Source organism: Corynebacterium sp. MSK071, from assembly GCF_030232125.1.
GTDB lineage: Bacteria > Actinomycetota > Actinomycetes > Mycobacteriales > Mycobacteriaceae > Corynebacterium > Corynebacterium kefirresidentii.
In genome coordinates, this window is the sequence record NZ_JASPJA010000005.1 from 139,537 (window position 1) to 161,870 (window position 22,334).

Sequence of the window (22,334 nt, forward strand, 5' to 3'; positions counted from 1 at the left end):
GAGAGATCCTCTGGGCCTCGTTCTATTGTTGGCCGACAATCAGCACTGCGCTAGTCGACGCGCGGCAAGTGAGCCGTGGCATTATCGGCCGGCTGCTGGGCTGGGGCCTTCTTCTTGCGGAAGAACTGGACATAGACCAACAGGCCGATTCCGAGCACCAGAGCGAATGCGCCTAGTCCGGCTAAAAGGCCCGCCCAGAAGCTGCTTTTAGCCAGGGTGGCGGTATACGCAGCGGCATTAGTCAGTACATTTCCAGTGTTTTTGCCTTCCGCAGCGCCGGCATCCGGCACCCTCTCTGCACCAGCGGTGCCTGCGGCCTTGCCCTTGGTACGCTTTGCGGACTTTGCGTCCCGAGAGCCGGTGGACTTTTTGGCCGTCGAGTGGGAAGAACCGCTGGTGGAAGCAGAACGGTGCGAGCCCGTGCCAGCGCCTCCGCTTTTTCCGGATTTCGCAGTGGAGGCAGAATCATTGACACGGCTAGTCGAATGGTGGGTCGTAGCCCCAGAACCAGCACCAGACTTTCGCGTAGTACCAGAGGCGTGAGCCGAACCCGTGGACGGCGTCTTATGTGGCGCTCCATCCTTCCCAGCGTCTTTTTCCTTGGTGCGGGAGGGCTGCTTGCGCTTGCCCGCGCTGTCCTCGTCAGAACCCTTCTTGTCTTCTTGTGGCTTGCCACCGTCTAGGAATTTCTGGCCCTCCTGCAGGGTATTGTCGAGTTCTTTGTCTAGCCCGGCGATGGCTTTGTCTACGTCTTTGACGTCTTTTTCCAGTTGCTTGGGGCGGCTATTTGAGTCGCCACCGTTGCCGGTAGCAGCGTCCGCATCGGTATAGTCCACGCCGCATAGATCTTTCGCATCTGCCTGCTTTCCGACGAGGAAGCCAGCATGCAAGTGGTGTCGGGTGCCGTCGGGAAGCTCGAAGGTAAAACTCACCGCGTAAGTACCCGGCTCGGTAAAGGCAAAGGCCGGGTGGGAATGGGAGTTGCCGGGGTAGTCCCAGGCAGAGCCATCGGCAGTGTCCATAAGCACCTTGGGGTCACCAAGATTCACCTGGTAGGCCAGGATGCGGCCATCTTCGGGGCCCTGTGCGATAGCCATGCTCAAGTTAGCGGTGTCTCCAGTGGCGAGGAGATCCTGAGACAGCTCTTGGGTATTAAAACCTAGCCAAGGAGCATCGGGGTCTTGCGTTTGCGGCAGAATCCAACCTTCATCGGGCAGGGAAGAATCACCGAGCTCTGATAGCGGTTGTTTAAGGTCATCAGATACCTCAATGGCGAAGGACTCAGAGTCATGCTCGACGCCCTTGTCATCATCTTTCACCGTGAAGCTGAGATCACCGGAATCGCCGCTGAGCGCCATGTCCTGGTGGCCCTTGGTGATGAGGTCGAAGTCGCTGGAAGAGCATTCCTCGGTGGATTCTTCGGCATATGCGGTGGCGGGCTCGAAGGGTTCTACTCCCGCTCCCGGAAGGGCGCCGAGGCTAATAAGTCCGGCGGCGCCAAGGGCCACCGCGGTGCGGCAGACAGGTTTCATGAGGAGACGGATTCCTTTCGTGGGGTGGGGTGTGGGGCGTCGGAAAGCGAGGCACCTGCGTGCTTGCGGGCGCCGAGCAGTGGGTGGATGGCCCAAACGCCCAAGAAAATTACGGTAAGGGTGAGCACGATGGAGGCGCCGGCTGGCAGGTCAATGGCCCATGCTAGGTAGATACCGAGGAAGCTAGATAGCGCGCCAATGAGGGCGGATAGCCACATCATGGTCGTGAGGTTTGCGCTAAGTAGGCGTGCCGTCGCGGCCGGAGTGATAAGCAGTGCGAGGACCAAGATATTGCCGATCGTGCTTACGGAAATGACCACTGCGGCCGTGACGCACAGGTACAAAATGATATCCAGCACAAAGACGGGCAAGCCCATCGCGCGAGCGGTTTCCCGGTCCAAGCACGTGGCGTTGAGCTGGGGGCCAAAGGCTATAACGATGGCGATAACCACGGCACATACGCAGGCCGCGATGATGATATCGGTGCGGGATACGCCGGTGAGTGAGCCGAAGAGGAAGTTTGTCAACGAGGCACTATAGCCATCGGTGCGCGAGATGATCACCATGCCCAAGGCGAAGGCCGCGGCGAAGAAGATACCGATGATGGAATCCGCTCGTACGTGGCGACGCTGCGAAAAGGCGGCGATGAGCAAGGCCACAACCGCACCGGCGACTGCGCCACCCACGAGCACCGAGGCTTGCAGGGAGAAGGCAATGGCTAGGCCAGGAAATACCGCGTGGGAGACGGCATCGCCAATAAAGGCCATGCCGCGCAGCACGACATAGCAGCCGATGACGCCGCACACGATGGCCGCCAGCAAGGAGATGCCTACCGCGCGAGCGAGGAAGTCAAGGTGGGGATTGACCAGGTCGCGCAGGAAATCGAGGAAGGAAATTTCTATCATGCGGAGACTCCAATGGCAGAAAGCAAAGGCGAACCGGCACGCACGCCAAAGGTGTGCGTCCACGGATCCGTCTGGCGAAGAAGGCGCGAAGCGGAATCATCGGCTACCACGGTGCCGTTAAAAAGAATGAGGCGGTGGCAGGAATGTGCGGCTTCAGAAAGGTTATGAGTGGACATAATGATGGAGGTGCCGCGGTGGGAAAGCTCTTCAAAAAGCTCGAGAAGCGATTCGGTATTGGGCGCATCTAGCCCGGTAAAGGGCTCATCGAGCAGCAGCACGTGTGGTTGTGTGGCGAGGGCCCGGGCGATGAGCACGCGCTGGCGTTGACCACCGGAGAGTTCTTCGATGGGGCGGGTAGAAAATTCTTCCATGTGAACCAAACGAAGCGCCTCTGCCGCCGCGGCGTGGTCCGTGGCGCGCGGTCGCTTGAGCCAGCCGATAAGGCCGGTGCGGCCGCTGAGAACGGTGCGATAGACATTGATGGGAAAGCCCCATTCCACCTCGTGGCGCTGGGGAACATACCCCACAGTGCCGGAGATGCTGCGAGTTCCGGAGGAAGGAATAAGCCTTAAAATCGCGCGCATGAGAGTGGTCTTACCAGCACCATTGGGCCCGAGGAGCCCGATGAATTCGCCCGGGCAGACGGTGAGGTTGGCATCGGTGATGACGCTGCGATGCGAGAGCGAGACGTTGAGATCAGCAACGGAAATAAGCGGTTTAGCCACGGTTATCGCCCCGCTTGGCTGAACGCAGGGCGAGTCCCAGGGCCAGTAGCAGTACTACGGCGCCGACACCGGCGAGGACAAAAACCCAGGTGGGAATAGAGGAGCCCGCGGTCTGGGCATCGTCTGGATTCCAGGTGGTGTCCTGGGCCGCTTGGACGTCGGCATCATCACCCACGGCGAAGGTGAGTACGCCATCGGTGCTGAAATCAGCACCGTCCTTGGTCTTGCCCTTTACCCTGATGCCTACCTGATGGGTGCCTGGCTCCGTAAACGTCCAGTTGGCGTGGGTGTGGGTATTGAGGTCTACCCAGAAGTCCTCGTCGCTATTCTGCGCGGTGGACCACAAGAGCTGTGGCGCTTCGAAGCCGCCGTTTTGCAGGAAGAGGGAGAAATCGCCTGGCCCGGAATGGCCGAGGAATTCCATGGTGACTCCACGATCGGCGGCGTCGACAAGTGAGGGAGCCTGGGTATTCCACCCCAGCCAGGGAACACCGACTTGTTCGGTTTGGGGAACTACCCAGACCTTATCGCCGGATTCAGCGCCAACGAAGCCAAAGTCATCTGTATCGGGAAGGGTTTGCTGTGCCTTATCGCCCACGGAAAACACGAGGTCATCCAGGTGACGCCAGACTGGCTTATCGCCGGCATCATCGCGGGCCATAAGCTCAGAATCCGTGCCATTAAGCAGGGCACCAACGTCTACGTGACCGGTATCGATGACCTTTTCCTCGCCCTGTGGGGCAACGTGTTCATCGGCGCCGACCACCTGGGCGAGGTCGCCCGCCCAAGCAGGACTGGTAGAAAATGCCAGGCCTGCAGTAAGGACGCAGGCGGCGGTGCGGGTGGCGGTACGAGTAGCGAATTTAAGCATTTTTATCTCCATCGGTGGGGTTGGGGGTGAGGCAGCGCTGAAGGGAATCAGCGTTAAATTTCATAAGGTCGATGTAGGAGCTGACGGTGTCATCGAACGTGTCGCCGTAGATGGGGCACAGCTCCACGCCTTGCTCCGCTGCAGCCTGCTTCAATGTCTCGGCGCTTGCCTGCTGCACGGGTTCTACAAACACGGCTGGCAGATGTAGGTTCTCCAGCGTGCGACGCAAGGAAATGACCTCGCGCGGGGAAGGCTCGATGGCCGGATTGGGAGTGACGAAGCCGGCCACCGACATGTCATATCCTTGCTCCAGATAGGCGTAGCCGTGGTGGGTGGTCACGAGGTGCCGGTTTTCTTTAGGGATAGAAGAAATGGCGCGGTCAACATAGGTATCCGTATTCCGCAGGCGCTGGGTGTAGGCCTCCGCCCGTTGGCGGTAGGACGCCCCGTGAGAAGGATCTGCTTGCGCCATTTCCTCGGCAATGACATCGACGTAGGCGATGGCGTTGTCCACGTTGTGCCATAGGTGCGGGTCCACCTCGCCGTGGATGTGTTTTCCTAGGACCGCTTGCGGCAATAGGTAGGTATCCGCGCCCGGCCTGCCCAGGAAGCGGTAGGCAGGATCAGGCGGAATGGGCTGCAGCACTGAAGAGGGGATGGACATCACGGTGGTGGCAGGGTCGAAACGCTTGTCCTGATCGCGCAAGTCAATGCTGTGTTTGGCTAGGTCACCTGCAATATCCAGGTGTCCGGAATCTATCACTTGCATGCCTTTAGGTGGGTTTACTCCGACGGCCACAGTGAGGTGTTGGACGTCGGTGCCCTCTGCTTGGAACCCGAGGTGATAGATCCCTGGCTGGGAAAATCCCCAAGAGACATGCGTGTGAGCGTTGGCCGGCAGGGTCACTGAGTCTTCTTTTTCATCGATGCCATCGGCCGAGTTAAAAAGGACCTCCGGGGTGCCGAAGGTAGAGACCACATAGGCGGCGACGTTACCTGGTCCGTCGGCAGAGACCATGCGGAAGTCCACTCCGGAAGAGCGCTGTTGTGCGCCGCTGATACGCAGGCCCAGCCAAATTGCCTCGAGCGAGACATCTTCTACCAGCGGCACGAGAGTGGCACCGCGGGTGGAGGCAGCATCGGCGACTTCCACCACGGGGGCATCGGTGGATTCGTGCAGTGTATCGATGAGAGACTGCGGCTCCAGCAAGTAGCCATTGCTCAGCGCCAAATCGGCATTGGCAACATCGCGGACCGTGCGCAGCGTTGGCTCAAAGGTATGCGGATCTTTTCCACTGGGGATAAGGTTTTGTACGCGGGCATCTTCTCCCGCAATGTTGCGCGCGAGATCCGCGAGGATCGGGGTGGTGGCCACCACGGTGAATTTCTCTCCGTCTCCAGCATCCAACGCGGCCGAGGGGGCACAACCAGTGGCTAGCAGGCAGGAGCCCAGCAGCGCGCCTATGGTCCGAAGCCTGCCTCTATGGGAAAGCGCACGCGCCATTAGTCCGCTGCCTTAGCTACAGCTAGGCGGGCAATGCCTAGGCCGAGGAAAAGCATGCCCAAGCCCAGTGCTCCGATGCCAAAGGGAACAATGGGAGTCCCCGTATTGGCTAAAGAACCGCCCTTGCTAGGGGCCTGCGCGGCCTGGCCAGTGCTTGTTCCGGTGCTTGTGGTAGAGCCACCAGCGCTTGCCGACGCCCCACCTGCCGCAGCACCATCCCCGCAGTCTCCGCCCTCCGGATTTACCGCAGCGCCTAGGTCGAAGTGCCCGTTGTCAAAGGCTTCCGCCGGCTTGTCGCCGCCGACCACGAAGTGAAGTGTCGCTTCGCCGGCGACTTGCTTGCCCTCACCGGTCTTGGCCACCTGGCGGATGGTGACGTCGTAGGTGCCCTGCGCACCAAAGACCCAGTTGGGGTGCACGTGCGTATTGGGGGCAATCGAATAGGTGCCCTCCGCCGCATCGGCATTGCCTCGGAACCACTCATCGCCCACAATCTTTCCCAGTCCGCCCTGGGAGTAGACCATCATCGGGCCAGGGCCCTTGAAGCCTGCTAACTCCCAGGTGACATCGCCAGGGATATTCTCGCGCATGGTTGGACTTTGGGTATTAGCACCGAGCCACGGCACGCCATCGACCTGGGTAGAACCAATCATCCACGCCTGACCAGCTGGCACTGGGCCTACCTCTTGGGGCAGATCGACGCTGGATTTATCGGAGAGATAAAAGGTAGCGTCATCAGCATCGCGCCACTGGGAAGGAGAGACAGTATCGTCCTTGATTTGCGGCGTCATACCCGGGGTGCACTCTTTATCCGTAGCTGCACCGGATTTATCTGCGGCTGCAGCGCCGCCCTTGTCTGCTGAACGCGGGGTGCTCGTAGCTTCTTGGTCATTGCTAACCTCGCCAGTATCAGCCGATCGATCCGCTGCGGATGCATCGCCGCCGTCGCCCACCTCCCAGGTGTAGGTCACAGCATTGCTGGATTCACCGTTGGAATGGGCTTGCACCGTCATGGTGTACGTGCCGGCCTCGCTAAAGGCCCAGTTGACGTGCCGGTGAGCAGGATTGGGCTGGTTGATGACCTCGCCGCTGGTGAGCTCCATTGAGCCGGAATCGGTCACCGTCTTCACATCGCCAAAGCCGCTCGTTTCAAAAACATACACTGAACCAGGTCCAGAGACTTCGGCGAATTCTAGGTCAACGTTGTCAAAGCCGCCATCGCGTGCAGGCTGGGTATCCCAGCCGGGCCAAATGATGCGTTGATCCTGGGTCTGCGGCAGGAAATAGGTGGGCTGGCCGATCTCCGGCACGGCCTCGGTGGCATCGGACCAAGCGTCCTCCACAACCTTGAGCGCCACATCATCGCCGGAGCGTGGAACGCCCGATCCAGTGATGTCTTCCTTCATCGATAGGTGGAGCTGACCATCTGGGGCTGTGACATAAAAGGCGTCTACGTGGCCAGAGTCGAAGACCTCATCAAAGGCAAGTGCCGCGGCAGGGGAGAAGAAGGCCAATGCTGTGGCAAAGACGGCGGCGAATACGTGAATGAATCGGCGCCGCAGCGGGACGCGCCGAGGGGCAAAGGATGGTGAATGATGCATTGTGGTTTCCCGTCTAGTTGGTGGGGTAGAAGAGGCTTAGAAGTTGAGGCCGAAGCGTTTGCGGATGAGGTCCTCGTTATCGCGGAAGAAGTTATAAAAGGCCTTGAAAACCACCACGAGAACCGCTGGGAGGACCAGGCTCCACGGGCTAAACGAGGACCCTGTGGGCTCTTCTGGCCTACCGGGGTGAGCTGGCTTGTCCGGCGTATCTGGGGTGGATGGTTGGGTGGAAGGCTTCTGGGAAGGCTCCGCGGAAGGCTTATCCGTTGGATTTTCGCTGGGCTCTCCGCTTCCGGCCGTGCCCGGCGCGCGGAAGGAACAGGAATCCAACGTCTTATCGCCCACGGCAAAGGTGAGGGTTTGGGGCGCGGACTTTAGCTCCTTGCCGTCTGTGCCCGTGGCCGTATAGGTGGCCTCAAAGGTGTACAAGCCAGGCTTGGAAAAGGCCCAGTGCGTATGGGTATGGGCCGAAAAGTTGGTTTCGATGGTGTAGTCTTTAGCCGCAGAATTGGCGAGGACCGAAAAGCCCTTGCCATGGGTGCCATCGATGAATGCGCCCCACTCGGCGCCGTCCGGCGTGGAGGTGGGCTTCAAGTTGAGGTTGACGGCATTGTCCTTGGTTAAGGAATAGTCCAGATCCTGGGTGTTATAGCCGGGCCAAATGATGTTTTGGTCCTGGGTTTGCGGCAGGTGATAGAAGCGCTCACCGGGCTTTCCTAGGAAGTCGAACTCTTTGCCCGCGAGCTTCTTATTGCGTGGGGTAAGAGCATTATCGTGTACGCCGAGTACAACATCATCGAGTTTGCGGTCAACAGATTTCTTGTCTACCTGCGCCGTGTCATCGCGCAGAACCGTTGCAAAGCCTCCCTCGGCAGGCTGGGCCTTGATATCTACATGCCCACGGTCTAATAGGTACTTGTCGCTGCATTGTGCATTGCCGGTTTGCGGTTTTTCGGTGCCTGGCTGCGGCGCTGAAGACGGAGTATCTTGCTCGCCGGGAGTAGTCTCCGGTTCGTCAGTGGAAGTAGAAAATTTCCCATTGACTTCATAATTTTCGCCGAAAGCAAAGGACTCGGTGATTACGCTGCTGGCATGTCCGGCCTTCAGAGTGGAATGGGGGAAGAGGTTAACCTTGGCAAAATAGCCCTTGAAGTACTCGCCCTCATCAAAGGAGACCTCGCCGTGGCCATTAGTAATAGGGGTTTCCAGATCCACGGTGGGGTATTTCGCCCCTTTGGTGTCATAGAGCCCGCCGGTGAGTAGGCCGTTGAAGTTTTTATCCTCGGTATCCACCACGATCTTGGTGCCGCCATCGCCCTGCTTGCGCATGCGGATGGTGTAGCCCAACTCCTTTAGCTCGGTTTCCTGGGTGGGGGCAAGCTGGCGTGGTTGGGAGGTTTCCTGCCACGTATCTGCGGCGGCAGAAGAATCGGTGTGGCTGGATTTACCGGGTTGGAAGTCAAGGGGTTGGGATATCCAGCGTGGGGCATCGCCCTCTGGGGTAAATACGGCCTGTACTTGGGAAGGGTCGGGGCCCATGTATTCGTCCCACTGAGCATGCCCATCCTTAACGGGAAGGTCGGTGAGGAAGTAGCCGTCGATAAGCAGCGTAAGGGTGCCTTGCGCCTTGTTCTTGGCATCGAAGGAGATGGTGGTGAGCTTGTCATCACCGTCTTTTTCGGGTTTGGACTTGGGCGCCATGCGCAGGCTGTAGCCTGCAGCAGCGGCGTTACCGGCTGCGGACTGTGCGAAGCGTTCCTTGAGGCTCGGCGTCTTTTCTTCTTTGGGTTTCTGCCCGCCCACTTGGATGGTGGTGGTCTGTGGCTCATTGGCTATGAGCTGGCCGTCCTTTCCGCGCGCACTAGTGCGGTAGGTCAGGCGGTATCGTCCGGGCTTGGTAAACAGCGTGGAGTTGTGCGTATGCGTGCCGGCAACAAGGTAAGCAGAGTGCGGCGAATCCGGGAAGGAACCGAGCATGCGGTGCAGCTGGGTGCCGGCCTCATCATCTTTATTGGTAAAAAGCTCTACCTCGCCGGGGCCATCGACGCTGAGCAAATCAAGGAACGCGACCCCGTCACGGAATTTGTCCGTGGGCAAGGAGGTATCGGCGCCAAAGCCCAGCCAAATGGGTGAAGTATTGCCGGATACTTGGTGCGGCGCTGTGTAGTAGGTTGTACCAGGTGCCCCAATGTAGTCTTGGGTCCCGTTTGCCGGAAGCGTATAGAGATACTGGTTGCTGTTATCCGTGGCGCTGTAGCCCTTGCCCACCCAGGCAACGGTGTCGGCTATCGGGGGCTCTTGACCGCCAAACTCGGATTTCAGGACGAAATCGTTGTTCTCCCAGAAAGACTTGGGGGAGTCAACGTGGGTATTGGTAGCGATGTGCTTGCCATCATCCGGGCCCGCGACAGCCGTGGCGGGAGTGATTAGCGCCAACGTGCTCAGCGTGGCAAGGAAACGGGTGCGTGGGGAAGCCACAGTTGGGAAGGCCTTTCTACAGTTCTCACAAGTTCACCAGAAACTATAGAAAATGATTCCCATAACCTGTTAGCCCTAATGGAAGTCAGTTTCATTGACCTGTGGTTTTGTAGTGAAACCTGTTTCCAATTACCCCAATTTGCGTGTAGGAATAAACTGCAAACCGCTACGCGCCGGGCAGGTTTCAGGGGCGCCTGGGCTGGTGCGGACTGGAATCGGCGGCTCCACTACGATGGTGGGCATGACTGAAGTACGCGTTAGATTCTGTCCATCCCCAACCGGCACACCGCACGTAGGCATGGTGCGCACCGCACTATTCAACTGGGCCTACGCCCGTCATACCGGCGGAAAGCTGGTATTTCGCATCGAGGACACCGATGCCGCCCGTGACTCTGAAGAGTCCTACCAGGCCATCATTGATTCCCTGACCTGGCTTGGGCTGGGCTGGGATGAGGGCATCAATGTCGGTGGCCCGCACGAGCCTTACCGTCAGTCCCAGCGCATGGACATCTACAAGGAAGTCCTAGACAAGCTCATCGAAGGTGGCTTTGTCTACCCGGCATATTCCACCGCCCAAGAGGTAGAGGAGCGCCACAAGGCGGCTGGCCGTGACCCGAAGTTGGGCTATGACAACTTTGACCGTGATCTCACCCAGGAGCAGATCGACGCTTTTGAGGCCGAAGGCCGCAAGCCGGTGTGGCGCCTACGCATGCCGGATCAGGACTGGACCTGGATTGACTTGGTCCGCGGGGAAATGACCTTCAAGTCTGAAACCCAGCCGGATTACGTGGTTGCTCGTTCCAACGGTGCGCCGCTCTACACCCTGGTTAACCCGGTGGATGATGCCCTAATGCGCATCACCCATGTGCTGCGCGGTGAAGATCTGCTGTCTTCTACTCCGCGGCAGCTCGCGCTTTACGACGCCCTGCAGAAGATCGGCATTGCCGAGTTCACTCCAGAGTTTGGTCACCTACCGTTCGTGATGGGCGAGGGTAATAAGAAGCTCTCTAAGCGTGATCCGCAGTCCAACCTGTTCAACCACCGTGATAATGGCATTATCCCGGAGGGCATGCTTAACTATCTCTCCCTGCTAGGGTGGTCGCTGTCTGCAGACCAGGATATTTTCAGCATGGAAGATTTGGTGAAGAACTTTGATGTCCACGATGTGCTGGGGAATCCGGCCCGCTTTGATCAGAAGAAGCTCGAGGCTATCAATGCCGACCATATCCGCCAGCTGGAACCAGAAGAGTTTGCCTTCCGTCTGCGCAACTACCTGACGGAATACACCGACTTTCCGGCCGACTATGACGGCGAGAAATTTGCCTTCGCGGCAGATCTGGTACAGACCCGTATCAAGACGCTTTCCGATGCTTATGGCCTCATGAGCTTCTTGGTTACCCCAGATGCGGAACTTCAACTCGATGAGAAGGCAGCGAAGAAGAACCTCAAGGAAGAGGCCGTGCAGCCTCTGGAGGTAGGTATTGAAACCCTCGAAGGCGTTGCCGAGTGGAAGACCGAGAATATCGAGGCGGCCCTTTCCCAGGCGCTTATTGAAGACCTAGAGCTGAAGCCTCGTAAGGCTTATGGTGCGCTGCGCGTAGCTATTTCTGGTGCCCAGGTTTCCCCACCGCTCTTTGAGTCCATGGAGCTGCTGGGTAAGGAATCTACCTTGGCCCGCCTGCGTGCCGCACGCGAGGTGACTCCCTACGTCCCGGCGGTGCAGTAGGTAACGCTGCGGCAAGCGCTGCAGTCAACGCTGGGATTAAGAACTCCTCTCGCGTTAGCGCGGTGGATGACGGCTGAACTACAGCACTGTCATTCACCGCATTTTTAATGCCGTCTTTATGGGCTGAAAAAGCGTTATGCGCTGGCGATTTGGCAGTTTACGCGAAGATCATTATAGTTATTACACGTTGCAGCGAGCAAGGGAGAACGGCTGAAAGGCAGTTAGCTTCCCTAGCGAGTTAGCAAATGGCCTATGGTGTAATTGGCAACACAGCGGTTTCTGGTACCGCCATTCTAGGTTCGAGTCCTGGTAGGCCAGCAGTGAAAATGCTTTAAACGGCAGGCTCACTAGTTCTATGCCCCGTTCGTCTAGCGGCCTAGGACGCCGGCCTCTCACGCCGGTAACACGGGTTCAAATCCCGTACGGGGTACAAAGACCTCCAGCTTAGCGCTGGAGGATTTTTCATATCCGAGTCGGTATCCTTTCGGGGCTTAAAGGGGAAGGTATCGATTGTGAGGTGTCGTCTAAAGGCCACGTGGAGATGTGGTCAAGCATGGGGGACTGGTTATAACCTAACCCCGGACCATTGGTAGCTTTCGCGCAGGCAGCGACGCGCCGCCGATAAGACCAGGGTTAAGACCACCGCGAAGTTGTGCAAACCCCTTCCAGTCCTGCAAGTACAGGCATAGACTGCAAGTACAGCAGAAAACAGACAGAAAGGAGAGCGGGTGACAGAAATCGAAACGCACCACAGCGAAGGCGCACAGGCCGAAAGCATAGCCAGGTAGTAACGCTATAATCCACAACTTCCTTCCCACCAACATTTGTACGAAGTATAGGAGCCTGCAGTATATGCACTTCGACGCACAGCGCCATCCCGAGTCCTACTAGCACAGCGTTCTCGGCCACGGACTATCCACAGATTGCATGCGGAATAACCACTGATTCGATCCGCACCTCGGCCATGAAGAAACCTCACTGCAGTAGAAGACTCGGGACCCTTTTCGTTTTCCTAGCCTCCGCCCTCAAAACCGCCCCTAAGCGTGCGATTTGTGCTCAGTTAACCCATCGTTTACTCTTAACGAGTCCGCAACGCACAGTGTGTGCTTGCTGCGAACGCGCCCCGTTCGTCTAGCGGCCTAGGACGCCGGCCTCTCACGCCGGTAACACGGGTTCAAATCCCGTACGGGGTACCAATAGCAAGCTGCGAGCTTAATGGCTCGCAGCTTTTTGTTTTTAGTTCCAGGCGCATTTTTTGCGGTTGGTGGCCCATAAATCTCTCGGCCCTCAGGCGCCTGTATTCTTCAATTCTCGCTCGATTCTCGTCGAGCGCCCTAAACAGTGCAGCAGGCGGCGTTGCACCTCCCTACAGTGAGTTCTGAGTGGTCAGCTGCGCCCTGCGCTAGACCGCAGCAAGGAAGAAGCCCAACGGGCCGTGAAACGGCTCGCTGGGCTGTGTAAGGAGGGCGTCGCCAAGCGCTGGCTATGCCATCACCTTCGTCTTCTTAATCGCCTTTTGTAGGCGCTTATGATAGGCGTCCATGGCGCGGCGGATAAGGAGCCCGACGAGCAATGCCGGGATGGTAAACAGCAGCAGCATGCCCAGCTCACGCCAAATATCGCCATGGTAGATGCCCGCAATGGCGCTGCGGAAGGCATCGATAGCATAAGTAGCTGGCAGCCAAGGGCTGACGTTCTGGAACCATTCAGTCAGCAATGGCAACGGGTAGGCGCCGCCGGAACCAGACACTTGTATCACAAGCAACAATACCGCCAAGGCCTTGCCGGCACTATCGAGTGTGATGACCAGTGAGTAAATGATCAACATGAATACTAGCGAGACTACCCATGCTGCGAACATGAGCATGAACGGGTGTGCAGGCTCGATTTGGACGAAGAAAATGAGGCTAAGCACCACCAAGGTGGCTTGAGCCAGACCGACCAACGCGAGCGTGGCAAAGCGACCGAAGAATGCCTGGCCACGGGTGAAATCGCTTTCGTCGTACTTGCCGTTCTCGTCTTTTCGCAAGTACTTGCGTTCGGCGTTGGTATGGACCAGCACGCACGCTAGGAGGGCACCTACCCACAGCGACAAGGTGAGGTAGAACGGTGTCATGCCTACGCCGAAGGCGGCCACAGGATAGACCGGTTCACGGTCCACAGCCACAGGAGCAGCAATGCGGGAGGCGAGTAGCTCTGGGTCAGAGCCAACGATATCGGCCAGTTTGCTTAGGTCGCCGCCATGGCGAACCTCGTCGATCTTGCGTCCCATGTCCGCGAAACGGCCGCTTTGCTCTCGCAGGGTGCCGGCAAGGCTAGCAGTAGTATCGCGGGCGCGGGCTAGGCTTTGCTGTGGGGACTCGTTATCTTGAGAAACCGAGTCGCGAATACCAGCTATGTCCTGCTTAACAGCATCAATATCGCCGGCCACTACAGAGACGCTTTGGTTGAGCTGATCCAGCTGGGGCTTGAGGTTCTCGTTATAGGAAGTGCGCGCCTTCTCTGCGGCGTGCTTCGCATTGGCGATGGCATCCTTGGTGCGCTGGCGCGATTCTTGCGAGGTACCACGGCCCTGCTCAATATCATCGGCGGTCGAAACCAACGAATCATGTAGCGCGTTGCTCTGGGCGATAGAAGCATCAATCTGGCCCATCAACGCCTTATAGCCGCCAGCGACTGGAGCCGGCAGCGCCGCTTTATCGGCTTGCTCCTTGATGGAAGCGCGTACGCCCTCAAAGGCGCTCGTTTGCTCATCTACACGTTCAGCTGCGCTGCGGTAGGTCTGCGCCGTTTGTGCGGTGGCGTTACTTGCGTTATTGAGCAACTCATCCACCTGGGCAGAAAGCGCATCGTAGCTTTGTGTTGTAGCCGCCAAGGAAGCGTCTAGTGAACCTGCAGAGTCATTGAGGGTGGAGCGCAGAATGTCGATGGGGTTCTCGCCTTGGGCATTGTCCGTCTCCGTGGCCTGGCGGCCGGCCTCGGCGAGGATATTATCCGCTGCCTGCGTAAGCGGGAGGGTGGAATCGACAAGATTGCTTAGGGCACCTACAGTGCCTGAAGCCGCATCGAGGCGAGTGCTGACGTTATTGATGCGGTTGTGAAGGTTATTGAGTGCCGTCTGGGTGTCGTCCTCGTTGAGGTATTTATCTAAATCGGATACGACGCCGAGACCAACGTTAGATACCACGCGGGTGAAGGACTCGTCGATTTTTTGAATGACGCCGTCCGCACTCTTTTGTGTGATGTTGGTAGACAGCGCGTTCTTCTTCTCATTGGTATAGAGATTGAGCTTGCTGGGCTCGGTTCCTTCTACATAAAAGGTAAGCAGATCTGCGCTGAAGTCCTTTGGCAGGACGATGCCAGCATAGTATTCACCGGATTTTGTTCCCTCGACCGCATCGGCGCTGTCGGTAATGACCCAATCAATATCGTGATTGCGGCTGAGCTGCGAGAGCACCTCATCGCCCAAATTAAGCTTCAATGAGGCTAGGTCGCTTTCGTGTCCCTCATCTTCGCTGGCAACAGCAATCTTGAGCTGGTTGGTATTGGCAAAAGGATCCCAGCTGGCCAGCACGTTGAAGGAGGTAAAAAGCAACGGAATGATAGCAAGACCGAAGATAATGACTGCGGTCATTACATTGGTGCGAATGGCGTGGAGGTCATCGCGGAGGATGGTCAGAATGTTTTTCATGACTTACTCGCCGCCCTTTCCGGAGTCATCGCCTTCAACGGCGGGTATTTCTTTGGTCTCGGTGGTATCAGCAGGTGCGGATTCCTCGTCCAAATCTTCCAGGAGGTAGCGGTTTGGATGTTCCTGCTGGTGCTCGAGGTGCTCCTGGATTTCCTCGTCGCTAAGATCCGCCAGGCGGTTATCATGTGCGATGCTCTGCTTGACGTACTCGAGGGAACAGATAACACCCACCGCGATGAGCGTAACCAGGCAGGCCAGGCCGAAGATGATGGCCTTTTCTCCAGGGTTAATGCGTGAGTAGATACCCAAAGCGACAACCAGCGCCATGCCCACCGCCACGGTGATTTTCATCAACTGAGAGTAGTTCCTGCGCGCCATGCCCCACTTATTCTCAAGGCTTTGTTGATAAGCCTCGCGGTCGTTCAAGGCATAGAGGAGATCGGTGAAACGGTAGCGGCTTCCTACAAGGTGGACCTGTTCATTGATAACCAATCCACCCTTGCGCAGTTCGTCGTTGACCAACATATTGACGTTGGACAAGCCACGGCGCATCACCGAACCGATGAGGTAAGCAATCGCCGCCATGCCGATGAGGGCGCAGAGATCACGTGCGTAATGGTTACCGTAGAAACCTCCGACGGTTTCTCGCATGGCGTCAATGCCGTAGGTAAAGGGGAGGAACGGGTGTACCGCACGGAAGAAATCTGGCGTCATCTCAATCGGGTAGAGGCCGGAAGCGCCAGGAATCTGGATGAAGGCAAAGACCACCGCGATGCCTCGGCCCACGTGGCCAAACGTAGACACCAAGCTATAGGTAATGCTCAGATAGCACAGGCCGACGATGACTGCGGTACCGACATAAGCCACTGCATTGGCATGCTCCACTCCAATGGCAAGGTTGCCGATGGACACGATGAGCGCCTGGGCGATGGCAAAGAAGGAGAGTAGAAGGAAGCGGGCAAGGTACGCCTTGGTGATGGTGAGGTTCTTGCGGCCCTGCGGGTCTACCTCAGCGCGGAAGATGATGAGCAGCATGAAAGCGCCGATCCACAACGTGAGGTTGATAAATAGGGAGGACATGCCCGAGCCATAGTGCTTCACCGGGAAGACGGCGTGGCTTTCCATCTCCGCAGGGGAGGCAAGGAAGGAGGAAACCTCGTCGGTATTGAGGCCCTTGACTGACTGCAGGATGGAATTGTTATTGGCGGTATTACTCAACGCCAGCACATCGCTGCGGGAGGCCCGGAGTCCCTGTTCAATGCCATCGAGGTCTACAGAAAAGCGCTCGACCACCTGTTGGGCTTGGTTGAGCTGCTTGTCGACGCCGCCTAAGAGCCCATCGGTCTGGCCCACCAGTGCCTTTTGGCTTTCGAGCGAGGCGGAAAGTTTTCCGGTGGTAGCTGTGACGTCGGAAAGCGCGGCATTGAGCTTGGGCAAGCCTTCGGCCACATTATCGCGCAGCGCGTGGGAGTCATCGCGCGTTTGGGCAGCCATCTTATCCAGCAAGCTCGTTGTCTTATTGAGCGAATCGATGGTGTCGTTGGTATCGCCGTTGAGAGAGTCCAGGTCACCGAGGACTGCGCGGTTCTGATTATTGCGTTCACGCAAATCTCCCACCTGATCTTTAATCTGCTGGGAAACCTGCGGGGGCAGGGCTGGAGATGAGGCGAGCTTATCGAGCTGGTCAATAGCCCGATCCGCTTCACCAACGATGCCTGCTGCGCCAGCAGAAGCGGCATCGACGCGAGTGAGGGCACCGCGTAGCTTGCCAGATACCGAGCCCACGGTAGCGTTGGCAGAAGCAGTGCCGTCTGCCAACGCGGTCGTTCCTTCCACATAAGCGGCCGTGGCGTCATCGGAGAAAGAAGTGACCTCGCGCTGGACCTCAGCGGTAATGGAATTAACTTCGTTCAACGCGGCCTGCGCGTCATCGACGGTCTGTTGGACCGTACCGAGTGATTCGCGGGCTTGCGCGATAGTCGGGCGTGCGTCATCGATGGTGGCGTGAACGTCGGCCAACTGGCTGCGCGAGTTGGCTACAGTGTCTGCGGTTTCCGAAAAAGAATCCGCGGTATCGCCCGCGGAACGGTTAATCTTCTGGCTTAAATCACCACCGGAATTTTTAAGCTCCGTCGCCACTGAATCTGCCACCTGCTCATTGAAAGTAGTGCTAATAGTGGTATCCAGAGTCGAAGCGCCGGTATCAGTAATCTTCGGCGCGATTGCATTGAGCTTTTCGTTAACGTGGTATTCGAGCGTGGGCTGAGAATACGTACCTTTAAACAGGCTGACGAAATCGGCCGAGAAGTCCTCGGGCACTATTACCGAGGCGAACACGTCGCCCTTCTTAACGGCGTCCTCGGCTTCTTGCCTGTCCATGAATTGCCAGCCAAGCCTGTCGTTATCATGCAGCTTGTCAATCATTTGTCCGCCGACGTCTAAGTGGCCGGTCATCTCCGAGGTGGCGCCCTTGTCCTCATTTACAACGGCGACCTTGAGGTGTTCTGTGTTTCCGTAGGGATCCCAGAAACCGGAGATGTTTACCCAGGAATACAGGGCTGGGGTGATCATCAAACCAATAAGGATCACCCAGACCTGCGGGGTCCGCCACAAGCGGACAAAATCTTGGAGAAAAATCTTCCAACTAGTAATCACTCGAAGAACCGTAGCACCCAACCGGAAAGAACTAATAGTCTGACTGTCAGTTTTAACAGAAATGAGAGAGTGTGTCCTGTCGAGCTCGCAGATATGTTTCTGGTGTGAATTTCGGGGCGCTCTTTAGCGGAAGGGTAGACATAGAAATGGCCGCCGGGACCCACAAGGTGAAGGGCCGAGGCGGCGCATAATGAGGGGCTAAGCCCCGAGCTGCAACTAGTGCTCGTCGTAGTGATCGCCGTGTGCGGCGTGGCGGTGGCCGTCGTGCAGATAGTCCACATGGTCGCCGTGCGGGATAGCTACGTGGCCGCAGCCTTCACCATGAGTGTGGTCGGTGTGAGCCTCGGCTTCTACGTGCTCGGTGGTCTCGCACTCGTCCCAGTGGCCATCGTGCTCACGGTGGATATGACCTTCGTGGAGGTAGTCGGTGTGGTCGCCGTGTGGGAAGGATACGTGGCCGCAATCGGTGCCGTGGGTGTGGGTGTGGTTCTCGTGGGTGGTGTGGGTCATGATGACTGGTCCTTTCTGGCGGGGATTAGTCCCCGTTGTTTTCAACGTATTTTCATTAAATCGTATTTTCAGTTTGGTTTCAATAGCTGGCGGCGAGTTTCCTCAAATTTTTTTTAAATGAGTAGAAAAAGGCATTGCCCGTCTCTGCAAGGATTGGGCAGAGACGGGCATGGTGGGGGGGCGAGGGGAAGCTTAAAGCTGGCTGCTCAATTCGCGAGCGGCTGCCGTGAGGGTATCCGCGTACTTTTGGGCGGGTGATGGCTGGAAGCGCTCGACAGATCCGGAAATGGACAAGACTGCCAGGAAAGTTCCGGCTTCGTCGAAAACCGGTGCAGAAATAGAGGCTAGCCCGGCTTCGCGTTCTTCAATGGACTCCGAATACCCTTGGCTCCTTGCCGCTTCGATGTCCTGGAGAGTAAACGAGGCGTCTTCGATATTGACCTCTACATAGGCGGCAATGATGCGCGCTGCGGATCCGGAGCTAAGTGGTAGCTGGCGTCCGACGGGGACGACATTATGAAGGCCAGACTCGGGTTCCCTAGTGGCAATACAGGTGCGGGTATTTCCAGTGACCTCGTAAAGCTGGATGGACTCGCCGGTGTTTTCGCGCAGCTTCTCCATAATTGGACCCGCCACTTCCAGTAGGTGGTCACGGTTGCCAGGGAGGGCTGGACCGGCCTTCCACTTTCCTTCGGGGGTGCGAACGAGGATGCGGTGCGCTTCCAGTGCGGTGGCTAGCCGGTGTGCCGTCGCCCGAGGTAGGCCCGTGGTTTCACATAGTTCGTTGAGGGTGGAGGGGTGGTTGGCGGCGGCCATCATGATGGCCATTGCTCGATCCAACACTTTAATTCCGGAAACTGCGCTATACTCTCCCATACAATGAAATCTACGTCCCAAATTATGAGATTTCAAGTGTGGAGAGATGTTTATGAACCAGAAGCTGACATTGGCGGAAAAAGTGTGGCGCGATCACGTCGTCCAACCCGGTGATGCTGGGGCACCAGACCTCATCTTTATTGACTTTCAGCTACTACATGAAGTTACCAGTCCACAGGCCTTTGATGGTCTGCGGCTGGCTGGGCGCACACTGCGCCACCCTGAACTGCACTTGGCAACCGAGGACCATAACGTTCCCACGCAAGGCATTAAGTCTGGCAACCTCTTGGAAATCAAGGATGAGGTTTCTCGCACCCAGGTATCGACCCTGCGTAAGAACTGCGAGGAATTTGGTGTGCGCTTGCATTCCATGGGAGATGCACAGCAAGGCATTGTCCATACAGTTGGCCCACAATTGGGTATCACCCAGCCAGGTATGACCATTGTCTGCGGCGACTCGCATACCTCCACCCATGGTGCCTTTGGCTCAATCGCAATGGGCATCGGCACCTCTGAGGTGGAGCACGTCATGGCCACGCAGACGCTTTCCTTGAAGCCTTTTAAAACGATGGCGATTGAGGTGACGGGCGAATTGCAAGAGGGAGTCTCCGCCAAAGATCTCATCCTGGCCATAATCGCCAAAATCGGTACCGGCGGCGGACAAGGTCACATCATTGAGTACCGTGGTGAGGCGATCCGCAGGATGTCCATGGAAGAGCGCATGACTATCTGCAATATGTCTATTGAGGCAGGAGCCCGCGCCGGCATGGTCGCCCCAGATGAGACCACCTTTGAATATGTGAAGGGACGCGAGTTTGCTCCCAGCGGGGCGGACTGGGATGCTGCGGTTGACTATTGGAAGACGCTTCCCACCGACGAGGGGGCGGAATTCGATACCGTCGTTGAGATTGATGGTTCTGCCTTGACCCCGTTTGTTACGTGGGGAACCAATCCTGGACAAGGTCTGCCATTAGGGGAGAGTGTTCCAGATCCAGAAGACTGCGGTGACGACAATGAAACGGCCACTGTAGAAAAGGCCCTCCAATATATGGACCTGCAGCCGGGGACTCCGCTGCGCGATATCAAAATAGATACCGTATTCGTCGGCTCATGCACCAACGCTCGCATTGAAGATTTGCGCGCCGCTGCCGGTGTGGTCAAGGGCCGCACCATCGCCGAAGATACGCGGATGCTGGTAGTGCCGTCTTCAGCAGCTGTCAAGGCCCAAGCAGAGGAAGAAGGCTTAGATGAGATCTTCCGCCAGTTTGGAGCCGAATGGCGTACCGCTGGTTGCTCGATGTGCCTAGGAATGAATCCAGACCAACTAGCGCCGGGAGAGCGCTCAGCTTCAACCTCCAACCGCAATTTCGAAGGCCGACAAGGCCCAGGTGGGCGCACACACCTAGTCTCGCCCCAGGTGGCTGCCGCTACAGCCGTGACCGGATACCTGTCTAGTCCTGCTGACCTGAATTAAGCGCTTAGAAAGGCATTGATAATGGAGAAATTTATAACCCATACCGGAACTGGCGTACCGCTGCGCGTTACTAACGTGGATACTGATCAAATCATTCCGGCGCGCTACCTGAAGTCGGTTAAGCGTACAGGCTTTTCTGAAGGGCTGTTTTCTAATTGGCGCCCCGAAGAAAGCTTCGTGCTTAACCAAGAGCAATTTAAAAATGGGTCGGTGCTTTTTGCAGGAAGAGACTTTGGCACCGGTTCCTCCCGGGAGCATGCAGTATGGGCGTTGAGTGAATACGGGTTCCGTGCCGTGTTTTCTTCCCGCTTTGCAGATATCTTCCGCGGTAACGCAGGAAAGTCCGGCCTTCTTACCGGTTTGATGGAACAAGAGGACATCGAGCTTATCTGGAAGCAGCTGGAATCAGGAGAAGCCCAGGTCACCGTTGACTTGGAAGCGCGAACGGTCACGGTGGGAGAAAATACCTACCGCTTTGACATCGATGATTACACCCGTTGGCGGTTGGTGGAGGGCCTCGATGACATTGATATCACCCTCCGTAACGAGGGCGATATCGCTGACTATGAAAAGCGACGCCCCGGCTTTAAGCCCTCTGTTATCGCCCCATAGATGGGAGCGCGGTTGGGGATGAACTTGCGCCAACACCCCTAAAGTCCTCTCTAAAGAAGGGGCGGTGGGGGTGCTTTGCTTTTGGCTATGAGTCTTGAGTACAAACCTTGGGGGAGCTGCGGGGGTAAAAATTGGTAACGTAAGGGTAACAATCACCTGCTCCAGTTTCCTATAACAAAGTATGCCCCTAGCTTTAAATCTATGAGCAATCCCTATTCGAATAATGATTCCTTTAATTCAGGAAACAATGGTCCAGGTACTCCCGGACCTGCGAGTGAATCTGCGCCCTACGGAAACGGCGCGAACGGCCAACCAGGCTACGGGCAGCAGTACGGTCAGCAACAGTTCGGGCAACCCGGATACGCTGGAAGCACCTACCAAGGAGAAGATTCCCCTATTGGTCGTGACGTAGACGCCATTCAGGTCATCGCGGATAGCTTCCGCTACTTCGGCCGCAATTGGGCGCAGTGGATTTTCGGTCCACTGGTGCAGATCGTAATTGTCTCCATTCTCTATTTGCTGTTGACCCTCGTCCTAGCAGGCAGCGGTACATCCATTGATGCCCTAGCCAATAGTGGCTCGGGTTCCGATGCCGCACTTACTGGTGGGTTAATTGCGGTAATGTTCTTAGCTATTATCGCCATGTTCCTAGTGTTTATTTGGTCCATTAGCACCTGGTACAAGGCTGCTAATAAACAGGTTGATACCGGGACGCTGGAAATAATGGACTTTCTGAGCTTTAAAAATGTCGCCGGTCTCATGGCGGTGAATGTGCTTTCGTGGCTGGTTATTTCCCTGGGCTTCGTTCTCCTGATTATTCCGGGACTTTTCGCCACCTTCTTCTTTACTTGGATGCCGGCTGTTAAGGCCGCACGCCCTGAGCTATCCGTTGGCGAAACTTTCGGGGCTTCCATCGAAGTAGCGAAGAAGAATGTCGGAGTGACCATCCTAGTAGCCGTCTTGATTGCCGTCCTGTACGCAGTGTTGAGCTTTACCTTCGTCGGCATGCTTCTGTTCCCAGCACTGAACACCCTCATTTTGGTCCTCTTCGTCCGTCGCACGCTCGGCTTGCGCGGTTAGAAAACCCCGCAGCCGCACGATAATTGCGCAAGTAAGGCCCTGCTCGTCCACCGCATGAGATGGAAGGCAGGGCCTTAATTGTTGGTCGGGGAGG

General features: G+C 57.0%; 15 protein-coding genes and 3 tRNA genes. 7 read left to right on the plus strand and 11 right to left on the minus strand.

Going from position 1 to position 22,334, the window contains the following annotated elements; genetic code table 11:
• Positions 1-50: 50 nt before the first annotated feature.
• From QP990_RS05680 to QP990_RS05710, 7 genes are read right to left on the minus strand one after another with little or no spacing between them, the layout of a single operon-like run.
• Entirely contained in the window at positions 51-1,532 is a 1,482-nt protein-coding gene (locus QP990_RS05680) for a choice-of-anchor M domain-containing protein (RefSeq protein ID WP_239208434.1), read from the minus strand.
• The gene (locus QP990_RS05685) at positions 1,529-2,437 is read right to left on the minus strand and encodes an anchored repeat-type ABC transporter permease subunit (RefSeq protein WP_239208435.1); all 909 of its coding nucleotides are present in this window, start codon (positions 2,435-2,437) and stop codon (positions 1,529-1,531) included. Before QP990_RS05685 ends, QP990_RS05680 begins: the two co-directional genes overlap by 4 nt.
• The gene (locus tag QP990_RS05690) at positions 2,434-3,162 is read right to left on the minus strand and encodes an anchored repeat-type ABC transporter ATP-binding subunit (protein WP_239208436.1); all 729 of its coding nucleotides are present in this window, start codon (positions 3,160-3,162) and stop codon (positions 2,434-2,436) included. Before QP990_RS05690 ends, QP990_RS05685 begins: the two co-directional genes overlap by 4 nt.
• Positions 3,155-4,033 carry a choice-of-anchor M domain-containing protein gene (locus QP990_RS05695; protein ID WP_284798687.1) on the minus strand — a complete coding sequence of 293 codons (879 nt, stop codon included), beginning with the start codon at positions 4,031-4,033 and terminating at the stop codon, positions 3,155-3,157. Before QP990_RS05695 ends, QP990_RS05690 begins: the two co-directional genes overlap by 8 nt.
• Complete coding sequence (locus tag QP990_RS05700) at positions 4,026-5,537, minus strand: anchored repeat ABC transporter, substrate-binding protein (RefSeq protein ID WP_239208440.1); 1,512 nt, start codon at positions 5,535-5,537, stop codon at positions 4,026-4,028. Before QP990_RS05700 ends, QP990_RS05695 begins: the two co-directional genes overlap by 8 nt.
• Positions 5,537-7,138, minus strand: coding sequence for a choice-of-anchor M domain-containing protein (locus QP990_RS05705; protein ID WP_239208442.1), 1,602 nt, complete (start codon positions 7,136-7,138; stop codon positions 5,537-5,539). The genes QP990_RS05700 and QP990_RS05705 overlap by 1 nt, the downstream gene beginning before the upstream one ends.
• 36 nt (positions 7,139-7,174) lie before the next feature.
• Positions 7,175-9,616: a choice-of-anchor M domain-containing protein gene (locus QP990_RS05710; protein WP_239208444.1), complete on the minus strand. Its 2,442-nt coding sequence runs from the start codon at positions 9,614-9,616 to the stop codon at positions 7,175-7,177.
• 232 nt (positions 9,617-9,848) lie between these two features.
• Here QP990_RS05710 and gltX point away from each other — a divergent pair, with 232 nt between their 5' ends.
• From gltX to QP990_RS05730, 4 genes are all read left to right on the plus strand, one after another.
• Positions 9,849-11,342, plus strand: coding sequence for a glutamate--tRNA ligase (gene gltX, locus QP990_RS05715; protein ID WP_284798709.1), 1,494 nt, complete (start codon positions 9,849-9,851; stop codon positions 11,340-11,342).
• 246 nt (positions 11,343-11,588) lie between these two features.
• Positions 11,589-11,660, plus strand: a tRNA-Gln gene (locus tag QP990_RS05720).
• 39 nt (positions 11,661-11,699) lie between these two features.
• Positions 11,700-11,772 (plus strand) — tRNA-Glu (locus QP990_RS05725).
• 690 nt (positions 11,773-12,462) lie between these two features.
• Positions 12,463-12,538: transfer RNA gene (locus QP990_RS05730), tRNA-Glu, on the plus strand.
• 287 nt (positions 12,539-12,825) lie between these two features.
• Here QP990_RS05730 and QP990_RS05735 read toward each other — a convergent pair.
• The 4 genes from QP990_RS05735 to QP990_RS05750 form a co-directional block, all read right to left on the minus strand.
• The gene (locus tag QP990_RS05735) at positions 12,826-15,033 is read right to left on the minus strand and encodes a YhgE/Pip domain-containing protein (protein WP_239208446.1); all 2,208 of its coding nucleotides are present in this window, start codon (positions 15,031-15,033) and stop codon (positions 12,826-12,828) included.
• Positions 15,034-15,036: 3 nt separating this feature from the next.
• Positions 15,037-17,688: a YhgE/Pip domain-containing protein gene (locus QP990_RS05740; protein ID WP_284798691.1), complete on the minus strand. Its 2,652-nt coding sequence runs from the start codon at positions 17,686-17,688 to the stop codon at positions 15,037-15,039.
• A gap of 216 nt (positions 17,689-17,904) precedes the next feature.
• Positions 17,905-18,198, minus strand: a complete 294-nt coding sequence (locus tag QP990_RS05745; RefSeq protein ID WP_023021683.1) for a hypothetical protein — start codon at positions 18,196-18,198, stop codon at positions 17,905-17,907.
• A 192-nt stretch (positions 18,199-18,390) separates the two neighbouring features.
• Positions 18,391-19,074, minus strand: coding sequence for an IclR family transcriptional regulator (locus QP990_RS05750; protein ID WP_239208450.1), 684 nt, complete (start codon positions 19,072-19,074; stop codon positions 18,391-18,393).
• A gap of 52 nt (positions 19,075-19,126) precedes the next feature.
• Here QP990_RS05750 and leuC point away from each other — a divergent pair, with 52 nt between their 5' ends.
• The 3 genes from leuC to QP990_RS05765 all read left to right on the plus strand — a co-directional run bounded on the left by leuC (position 19,127) and on the right by QP990_RS05765 (position 22,240).
• Positions 19,127-20,548 (plus strand): 3-isopropylmalate dehydratase large subunit, encoded by a 1,422-nt coding sequence (gene leuC, locus QP990_RS05755; RefSeq protein WP_239208452.1) that lies wholly within the window; start codon positions 19,127-19,129, stop codon positions 20,546-20,548.
• Positions 20,549-20,569: 21 nt separating this feature from the next.
• Positions 20,570-21,160, plus strand: coding sequence for a 3-isopropylmalate dehydratase small subunit (gene leuD / locus QP990_RS05760; RefSeq protein ID WP_239208454.1), 591 nt, complete (start codon positions 20,570-20,572; stop codon positions 21,158-21,160).
• A gap of 201 nt (positions 21,161-21,361) precedes the next feature.
• A complete protein-coding gene (locus QP990_RS05765; RefSeq protein WP_239208456.1) occupies positions 21,362-22,240 on the plus strand; it encodes a hypothetical protein in 879 nt (292 codons plus the stop codon).
• The last annotated feature ends 94 nt before the right edge of the window (positions 22,241-22,334 follow it).